The following is a 10845-nucleotide window of genomic DNA, read 5'->3' as shown; positions in this document are numbered from 1 at the left end:
GTAACCATTATGACAAATTTGAGAGAGAATGTTGACGATTTTGTACAAGAGATAAAAAGTCTCAACATTCTAGTGATGGGTAAGACAGGCGTGGGGAAAAGTACTCTCATAAACGCTATTTTCGGAGAAGAAACAGCAAAAACAGGAGCCGGATTTCCAGTTACACAATATTTTGAAAAGTATTTAATTGAAGAAGAAGGATCTATCCCCATTGTTCTGTATGACTCTGCTGGTTGCGAATTAGGTAGGGAGGGTAGTTTTGTAGATGACACTCGCAAGTTCTTAGATGGTCAACTAGGAAAGGGGGCTGAGGAACAAATACACGTAGCCTGGTATTTAGTGAGTGCCCCGTCTGCTAGATTTGAGCCTTTTGAAGCAGTAATAATTAATAAGTTATATGAGCAGCGTATTCCTGTAATAATTGTTCTGTCGCAGTGCGATCGCGCTGCAAGAAAGGAAATAGATGGCATAATAGGAGCAATTGACAGCCTTGATTTCAAGAAAGTTTATAACATAACTGAAATTTCAGCTTCACCCTTAGAACAACTGAAAATTGAACCTTTTGGACTGAATGAACTAGTAAAGAGAACTACTGAATTATTACCCAAAGTGTTAGGTGATGCCTTTATTGCTAGACAGGTTGTTGATGTGAAAGCTAAACGCTTTGTGGCTATGGGATATGTTGCTACATCTGCAATTGCTTGCTTTGGTACGGGTTTTGTTCCGATTCCATTTACGACTCCTGCTGCTGCTTTAACTGCTCAAACAGTTCTGTGGAACCAGATAGCTGCCTTGTACCGATTTGATAAGATTAAAGGCATGACAAGTCTCTGGACACAAATCACGACATCAAAAGAGGCTTTAGTGACTCTTACTGTGACTACAATTGCTGACTTCTTCGTTTTCGATCCGATTTCTTCTAGTTTTGCGGGAGTTACAGCAGCAACATTTGTCGTCATTGTTGGTTTTGCATTAACTAAAACTTTTGAGGAACTTGCGATGAAAGAGTTGGATGGAGTGAGTATAGAAGAGATTGAGAATTTGCTACAAGCAATCTTCAGCAAGAACTTCGATAAGTATAAGAGTATACGAATTAGAGAGAAGAAAGATGTGGACAAACTTAGAGATGACTTTTTGAATAGTTAAGGTTCTCATCAAATAAATATAAATATTCGCGCTACCAGTAATCTCCTCAAACAAGAAATAGCCACTAAATAAGGATAAAGGAATATCGGAAATTGCAATATCTGATATTGATTGAATAATTGGCTATGGCAATTAATTATTTTTATAATTTTGAATTAAGGATTATTAAATATCAGCTAAATATATGAATGTGCAACATAATAAAATCCATCTAAATTTAATCAAAAAATTAATTGATTGTGCCAACACAAGAGAAACAAATGAAATTATACGGAATAATTTTGATGACATTGATATTAATTTCTTAAGAATTTTGCAACAGGAAGCAATAAGATTGCAGCAAGAGGGTAATAGTGACACGGGTAATTTTTTAAGAAAGATACTTAGTCAATTAGTTGATTTTTTAGGAATTGCAGAGGAAGATTTAACGATTGCTGAGGTTGAGTCTCCTAAATCCCAAGTTGAAAGTGAGACTACCGATATTTTTAATTTTGAAAAGACAAAGCCTGTTAATAGCAATAACCAAAGCTATAGCGACAAAGAAAGATTCTTATTTCTCAATGATATATTTTTATATATTGATGAAAATCCGCAAGAAGTTCATTCTTTTTTAGAGAGTAATATCAATAAAATTGATGAAAATTTAATCCAAACTATAAATGAATGGGCAAATATTTTTTTATCCCAATCATCAGGAGTATTGGCTCCAATTTCTGCTGAATTAATATGGAAATTTGGTAAGATAATTGCGAAATTGTCTTTAGGAAATAAAGCAATTAATTTAGAGATTGGAATTGCTTGCTATCAAGCAGCATTACAAGTGTATCAACGAAATCAATTTCCTCAAGAATGGGCAGCGACTCAAGGTAATCTTGCCAATGTTTACAAAAATAGAATCAAAGGAAATAAAGCGGAAAATATTGAAAAAGCGATTTTAGCCTTTGAAAATGCCTTACAAGTCCGTACCAAAGAGGCATTACCTGTAGAATGGGCAGCGACTCAAAGTGATCTTGCTACTGCATACTATTTCAGAATAAAAGGAAATAAAGCGGAAAATATTGAAAAAGCGATTGCAGCTTATGAAGAAGTTCTACAAATCTTTAGTAAAGAGACATTACCTGTAGAATGGGCAGCAGCTCAAAATAATCTTGCTAGTATTTACAAAGACAGAGTCAAAGGAGATAAATCCGAAAATATTGAGAAAGCGATCGCAGCTTATGAAAATGCCCTGCAAATCCGTACTAAAGAAACATCGCCTACGGATTGGGCAATAACTCAAAATAATCTTGCTGGTGCATATAGTCAGAGAATCAAAGGAAATAAAGCGGAAAATATTGAAAAAGCAATCGCAGCTTATGAAAATGCCCTGCAAATCCATACTAAAGAGACATTACCTGTAGAATGGGCAGAAATTCAAAATAATCTCGCTAATACATACTGTGAAAGAATCAAAGGCGATAAAGCGGAAAATATTGAGAAAGCGATCGCAGCTTATGAAAAAGTCCTGCAAATTCGTACCAAAGAGGTATTACCTGTAAAATGGGCAATGACTCAAGATAATCTCGCTGCTGCATACAGTGAAAGAATTAAAGGCGATAAAGCCGAAAATATTGAGAAAGCGATCGCAGCTTATGAAAATGCCCTGCAAATCCATACTAAAGAGACATTACCTATAGAATGGGCAATGACTCAAAATAATCTCGCCAATGCATACATTGACCGAATCAAAGGAGATAAAGCCGAAAATATTGAGAAAGCGATCGCAGCCTTTGAAAATGCCCTGCAAATCTGCACTCAAGAGACATTACCTATGGATTGGGCAATAACTCAAAATAATCTGGCCAATGCATACATCAACAGAATCAAAGGGGGTAAAGCCGAAAATATTGAGAAAGCGATCGCAGCTTATGAAAATGCTCTGCAAATCCGTACTCAAGAGACATTGCCGTTACAATGGGCAAGAACTCAAAATAATCTGGCCACTGCTTACTATTCCAGAATTAAAGGAGATAAAACCGAAAATATTGAGAAAGCGATCGCAGCCTTTGAAAATGCCCTAAAAATCTTTACCAAAGAGGCATTACCTATGGATTGGGCAACGACTCAAAATAATTTCGCCAATGCATACATTGACCGAATCAAAGGCGATAAAGCCGAAAATATTGAGAAAGCGATCGCAGCTTATGAAAATGCCCTGCAAATCCATACTAAAGAGACATTACCTATAAAATGGGCAACGACTCAAAATAATTTAGGAGAAGCTTATCGTAATAGAATCAAAGGAAATAAGGTAGACAATCTCCAACGAGCAATTCAATCTTATCGTAATTCTTTGCAGATTCAAACTGCTGAAGATTTTCCCTTTGAATGCTTACGAAATAGTCGTAATTTAGGTAATTTAGGCTTTAAAGAAGAACACTGGCAACTTGCCACTGAAGCTTACAGCATCGCCATTCAAGCAGTGGAAAACCTCCGTGGTGAAGCCATTTCCGAATTCCATCGTCAAAAAATAATGGCAGAAATCATCAGTGTTTATCAAAATATTGTTCAATCCTACATTAACTTAGGGCAAATAGACACAGCCATTGAATATGCAGAAAGAAGTAAAACCCGTGATTTAGTTGAACTTTTAGCCAACCGTGATTTATACCCTAAAGGAGACATTTCTCAAACTGTTATCATCGAATTGGATAAGCTTCGTAAAGAAATTGTTAAAGAAGAAAAACAACTCGCTACCCAAGAAATGAGTGATAATTTGGCTATATTGACGGCGGAAGGAAGACAACAACAATATCAACCCCAAATACCAAACCGCAGCAGGCTCAATCAACTCAAACAACAGTTAGAAGAATTAATTACCCGTCATATTACTCCCATAGATCCAACTTTTAGCCTTACCCAAAAAGTTGAACCCATTTCGTTTAACGATATTAAAACCCTAACTTCTGAGAATAAAGCCATTATTCAGTGGTACATTACCAACGATAAAATTCTTACTTTTATTATTGCTGCTGATAGTGAGCAGCCAATTATTAAACAATTTCCTTCTGAAGACAGACAGGCTTTAATTGAAGAGATAAATAACTATCTCAATCTCTACCGTACCGAAGCTAAACAAGAGTGGCAAAATCAACTGGAATCTATATTAGAGAATTTCGCTCAATATCTTCATTTAAATGAAATAATTTCCGAGCTTCCTCAAAAATGTAATAGCCTAATTTTAATTCCCCATCTTTTTATACATCTATTGCCTATTCATGCTTTGAAAGCAACCAGAAAACAAAAAGACGAAACAATTTTTACTGGATACTTATTAGACTTATTCCATAATCAAATTAGTTATGCTCCAAGTTGTCAATTATTACAAATAGTTAAAAGCCAAGAACGAGACAATTTTAATAACCTATTCGGCATCCAAAACCCCACAGATGATTTGCAATATACTGACATCGAAGTTGATACCATTCGTCAGCTATTTAAACCTAATGACAAAGTTTTAGTTAAAGAACATGCGACCAAGGAAAATCTAACTCAGCAAAATCTTAATCGAACTAGCTATAGCCACTTTTCTTCTCATGGCTATTTTAACTTCCAAGAACCCCTTAAATCTGCCTTGATTCTTGCCAATTCTACTACACAGACACAAGCAAATACAGAAAATTTTACTCGTTCATCTCAAAATCAAATCCTAGATTTAGAAAAATGTCTAACATTAGGAGAAATCTTTAACCTAGACTTAAAAAATTGTTCCCTTGTCACTCTTTCTGCTTGCGAAACAGGATTAACTGACTTGGGTAATGTTAGTGATGAATATATTTCTCTACCCAGTGGCTTTCTATTTGCAGGATGTACTAATGTTGTCAGTAGTTTATGGGCTGTAAATGACCTTTCTACTGCTTTTTTAATGATTAAGTTCTATCAAAATCATAAACAAGAAAACTTACCTGTTACAAAAGCTTTAAATGAAGCTCAAAAATGGCTCAGAGATGTAAGTAAATTGGAATTACAAACCTGGATTGAGGAAAACCAGTTACCATTAAAACCAGCAGTGAGGATGAATCTGCGTCGTCGTCTTTACAAGTTGGAAGATGATGCTAAACCTTTTAAATCGCCTTTTTACTGGGCGGCATTCTGTGCAATTGGTCAATAATGAACGAACAAAATCAAGAAATTTATAGGAAATTAATTGAGGCACTGCTCAAATGTGGCAGTAGCCAGGAAATCAATGAGATTTTGAATAGCAGTCAGCATTTGCTCAATGCTGAGTTATTGCAGATTATGCAACAGGTAAGCGAGGAATTAGCAGAAAAAGGTAACGAAAATGCTGCTAATTTTTTAAAAGATGTTGTCTGTCAACTATCTGAAGTATTGGGATTATCATCAACCACCACTTTTTCTCAACTCCAAAACCCTAACTCTCAACTTGACTTACTCTTGCAGTTATTGCAAGCAATCCACTACAGCAACAACAACCCGAAAGTTTTGTACTCGCTGTTACAAGATAACTTAGACCTACTTAATGATAACTTTGCCAGTGTTTTGCACAATTGGGCAACTACTACCTTGCCAAGTATAGTACCAGAACAAGCCCAGAAGTTGACCGCAGATATAGTCAATTTCAGTATTCTCATACGTAAGTTTCCCCTAGGGAATCAAGCCAGTAACATAGAAATTGCCATAGCAGGGTATCAAGTTGCTGCTACGGTATTTACCAGGGAAGCTTTTCCTCAAGAATGGGCTTCAATACAAAACAATCTGGGGATTGCCTATCGTAACCGTATCAGAGGAGAAAAAGCAGAGAATTTAGAACAAGCGATTGGCTATTATTTGGCTGCCTTGAGGGTATGTACTTGTGAACTGTGTCCCTATGACTGGAGTATGACCCAACAAAATTTAGGTATTGTCTATCAAAATCGCATTCGGGGAGAACAAGCAGAAAACATAGAAGCAGCAATTCACTGCTTTGAAGCGGCATTAAAAGTACGTACTCGCCAAGCCTTTCCTCAAGACTGGGCGATGACCCAACAAAATCTGGGAATTGCCTACAGTAGACGCATTCGGGGGGAGAAATCGGAAAATTTAGAAGCAGCCATTCGTTGTTTTCAGACTGCCTTGGAAGAAAGTACCCGCGAAATCAATTCCCAAGAGTGGGCAATGACTCAGAACAATTTGGGAATTGCTTACTACGAACGTATCGAGGGAGAAAAGGCAGAGAATTTGGAAGCAGCTATTCGCTGTTTTCAGGCTGCCTTGGAAGTATACACTTGTGAAGCATCAGCCCAGAAATGGGCTATGCTGTACAACAATTTGGGCAATGCCTATAGTAATCGTATTTGTGGGGAAAAGGCAGAGAACCTAGAAACAGCTATTCGTTGTTTCACAGCTGCCTTGGAAATACGCACCCGTAGACTTTTTTCACAGGAATGGGCTACAACCCAGAACAATCTGGGCGATACCTACCGCAAACGCATTAATGGGGAAAAGCTAGAGAACTTAGAGATCGCAATTCGACATTTAAAGGTTGCCTTAGAGATACGTACTAGCGAAGCTTTTCCCGTATTATATGTAGAAACTCAATTTAATCTCGGTCTTGCCTACCAAGATGCTGGACGGTTTAGCGATGCTTACAATGCTTTTACGGCTGCTATTGATACCTTAGAGTCTTTGCGAGGGGAGATAGTCTTTGGTTCTGCAAAAGAAGAAGACAAACAAAAACTAGCTGAAAAATGGAACAAGGTCTATGAATTTGCAATAGAAGTTTGCCTGGAGTTGGAGAACCCTACCAAAGCAATAGAATATGTCGAGCGCAGCAAAACTCGCAACTTGGTAGAACTTATCCTCAGTCGCGACCTCCAGGCTATTTTCCCCAGAGAAATCGTTAGACAATTGGAACAACTCCAAGACGAAATCTCTACCAGTCAGTACCAACTGCAAAATGCTATAGCTCAAGCAAGCACTGCTCTGACACAACATCTTTCACAGCTAAGGCTGCAACGCAATAAACTGCAAAACCAATACCTCCCCGTTGGTTCAGGGTTTAAATTTGACCAATTTAAGGTAACTTTGGATCGGCGTACTGCTATTGTCCAGTTGTATGTTGCCAGAAATAAGTTTCTTGTTTTTATTTTCACCTGTCAAACCCAACAGCCTATTGTTTGGCAATCCGAGCCAAAAGACCTAAAAAAATTGATGTATTGGGTAGCTGCATATATGGGAGCTTACTATGAGAAAAAATCCCATTGGCAGCGCCGCTTAAGTACCCGTCTCCATTTACTAGGTAAGATTCTGCACCTTGAGGAAATTATTAAGCTGATTCCCGATAGTTGTGAGAGGCTAATTTTAATTCCCCATCAGTATTTACATTTATTTCCCCTTCATGCGTTGCCAGTTACAGAGAAATCTAGTCTCCTCGATTTATTTCCTCAAGGGGTGAATTATGCTCCTAGCTGCCAAATGCTCCAACTTGCTCAGATGAGAAAACTTCCTGACTTCACAAGCTTCTTTGCTGTTCAAAACCCTACAAAAGACCTCGGCTATACCAATCTTGAAGTAGAAACAATTCAACGTTATTTTAGTACAACCAATGTTCTCAAAGAAGGGATGGCAACCAGAGAAGCGATTGACGATATTTCCTTTACTACTGCCCACTGCACCCACTTTAGCTGTCATGGCTATTTTCATCCAAACCAGCCTCGCCAATCTAGCCTTATCCTCACAGATGCATATCTTGACACGGCATCCACTGAAACTAACTCAGAACAGTACCTCACTTTGCCAGATGGAAAACTGCTGGATTTGGATAAATGCCTGACTTTGGAGAAAATATTTACTCTCAACTTAAACCAATCTCCCCTAGTCACTCTATCTGCTTGCGAAACGGGATTGATTGATTTCCGCAATATCAGCGATGAATATATTGGTTTACCCAGTGGTTTTCTTTATGCAGGTGCTTCTAGTGTCGTTAGTTCTCTTTGGACAGTTAATGACTTATCTACAGCTTTTTTAATGATTCAGTTTTATCAAAATCTGCAAGCCACGCAGTCAGTTGCAGTTGCTCTCAACCAAGCTCAACTTTGGCTGCGGGATATCACAAAAGCTGAATTAAAAGCTTGGATAACAGCTAATTCACTGCCACTTGATCCCACAATGCGGCAGAATCTTAATAAAAGGCTATACAAGTTGCAAGATAACCAAAAGCCATTTCAACAACCGTTTCACTGGGCGGCATTCTGTGCGATCGGTCAGTGACAACGAAATATCGATAATATACATCTAAGATTATCGGTAGAATCTGCCCAAATTATGCACGAAATTACCCAGAATTTGGGACTGCATAGTCCTAGTATTACTCTTTATGCTTTCCATTTGCGAAACAGCATCAACCAAGGGGAAGAACCGACTGTAGTAGAAGCACCACAGTTGTGGGAACAGTTAATTGATTTGGGTAATAAGCTCCACATACCAGAACTACAAACTCTAAAACAAAAACTTATTTGTTACCAAGATAATCAATATTTTCCCCAAGCAGAAGATAGTCTGGGGCTTGAATATAGCAATCTACTGCGTAATCAAGAACAAAGTTTAAATTTTCGGTTAATTCCGCGAACTGGTGGGTTAGAGCTTCAAGGTTTACTTTGCCCTTTTCGATTACACGATAGTTATGCAATCGATTTAACTCTGTGTTCTCAAGATACGTTCAGTATACCTCAATTAAGTAATCTTAATTACGATAATCTGCTGCTACCTCCACAAATTCAAGCTTCTTTAGGACAAACATTATTACTTTTTGGTCAACCAACAGAACTGCAAGATGACTATCAATATTTAGCTAATACTTTTGTTGCACAAATACTTTCAGAAAGAAATTCAACCGATTTAGTCGGTACAGGTTATCTGCTAGGCAATCCAATTTTTGAATATGAAAGCGCCCATACAGACCCTGCTCAAAAACTGCATATTTTAGTTTGGTTTAAATGCCAAAATATGAACCCTGACTACATGGATAAAGTTGCTGAAATTCTACTATATCTGCTGTGGTGTAGGCATAAAATTCAGTATGTTTATTATCAATCACGGTGGTGCGATCGTCAAACCAAAAAACTTTACGGCAAATTGCCAGAGTACGAACGACGCTTTCATCAAATTACTCAAGTTGCAAATCCGCAATGGCAGTTAAGGCAGTTGCAGGTAGACTTATCGAACATAGGCTTGGAGTATGCTCGCTACTTGGGGGAACTGGCAGATCACGAAAATACTATAGCTATAAATGAAAAAAATTACAGGAATAAGCTAGAAAAATTGGAGTCTTTACCGGAGACTAACTTAGCTTTATGGCATCAGTTTTTACGCTACAGCCAGAACAAATTGGAACAACAAATTCAAACAGACTTGAGATTTTTAGAACGAGGACGCGATCGCTTGCAACTTATTAATGCTACAGTCCAAGAAACCATTACCACTGCACCAGTTGAGAGTCAATCTAAGTTTAGTGGTAACTTATGGAAGCAACCTGCTGTCCCTAGTTTACCTGAGAATCAATACTATCATGAGTATGTAGCTGTAACAAATGATATGCCTGGGATTCCTGATGATATCTATCCTCGACTATGGAGAGCTTTGTCGAATTGCGATCAATTTAGGACTAATGACCGACTAATCGATTTTTTTGATTCCAACGATCTGCTCAAACCGTGGTGTAATAATTTACCAGAAACTAGTAGTCGAGATGAACGAGCGCAGAGAGTAATTGCTTACTTAGATGATGAGTATCGCAATGATACCAAAGACAATGTGTTAATGATACTGCTGCGTTTATTAACAAAGCAAATAGATCCAGTAAAGTCGTTGTATCAAACTTTATCTGAACTAATACAAGAACTTGAGCCTATACTTGCACCTAAGTCTAATAGGAAACCTAATCTCGTAGTTTTACATAATAGTACAAATACTACAAATGATTTACGTAAAGCAGAAGCCAACCCCAAAGGCGAGCCGATGCCTTACATTGCAGCAGATGAGAAACTGCTGAATTGCGCTCGTGCAGTTGCTCGTGTGAGTGTCCCCAAAATTGTCAATGGGAACATGAGGCAAATACCTACAGGTACGGGGTGGCTGGTAACTTCTGAACTGGCATTAACTTGTTGGCATGTCATTGAAGCCAGAGATCCCAAAAGAGAGCCACCAATTAGTGCATCTGACCTGCAAAAGCAAATAGCCAATAGCGTATTCACTTTTGACTTTACCCAAGCAGGCGTTGGGATTGAATATGGCTTGGTGCAGATGGAACACGACAATCTGGAATTAGATTATGCTGTTGTGCGGTTGCGCGATCGCCAGGATTCTCCCCTACAACACCGAAGATTTCTGAGATTGGATGCAGATATACCTTTCACCCTAGGGACGCAGCTTTATGTAATTCAGCATCCCAAAGGACAACCGCAGCAGCGTTCTGGTGGATTTTACAACTCTGATTTGGATAGCAACCGTATTCTCCATAGTGCCCCTACCGAAGAGGGAACATCAGGCGCACCTGTGTTGAATGTAACTAACTTTCAGGTAGTGGCACTGCACAACGGCGAAAATGAAGCTCAAAAATTGCGGGAAGCCACGAAAATTAAAGCTATCTTGAGTGATTTGCAGCACAATCGTCCGAAACTGTACGATGAAATCATAGCCGCACAAAGCCAACATCAGGAGTAA

The 10845-nt window shown here is 38.3% G+C and carries 4 protein-coding genes; all 4 read left to right on the top strand.

Features of this window, described 5'->3' with window-relative positions; genetic code table 11:
• Positions 1-9 precede the first annotated feature (9 nt).
• The 4 genes from ACWATR_RS30325 to ACWATR_RS30310 all read left to right on the top strand — a co-directional run bounded on the left by ACWATR_RS30325 (position 10) and on the right by ACWATR_RS30310 (position 10845).
• Complete coding sequence (locus ACWATR_RS30325) at positions 10-1146, top strand: GTPase family protein (protein WP_460341046.1); 1137 nt, start codon at positions 10-12, stop codon at positions 1144-1146.
• A gap of 184 nt (positions 1147-1330) precedes the next feature.
• A complete protein-coding gene (locus ACWATR_RS30320; protein WP_460341043.1) occupies positions 1331-5296 on the top strand; it encodes a CHAT domain-containing protein in 3966 nt (1321 codons plus the stop codon).
• A complete protein-coding gene (locus ACWATR_RS30315; RefSeq protein WP_460341040.1) occupies positions 5296-8394 on the top strand; it encodes a CHAT domain-containing protein in 3099 nt (1032 codons plus the stop codon). Before ACWATR_RS30320 ends, ACWATR_RS30315 begins: the two co-directional genes overlap by 1 nt.
• Before the next feature lie 54 nt (positions 8395-8448).
• On the top strand, positions 8449-10845 hold the full coding sequence (locus tag ACWATR_RS30310; RefSeq protein ID WP_460341037.1) for a trypsin-like serine peptidase: 2397 nt from the start codon (positions 8449-8451) through the stop codon (positions 10843-10845).

The sequence above is a fragment of the Nostoc sp. UIC 10890 genome (assembly GCF_054786515.1).
Note: the sequence above shows the minus strand (reverse complement) of the source record. Positions and strands in the feature narration are given on the sequence as shown.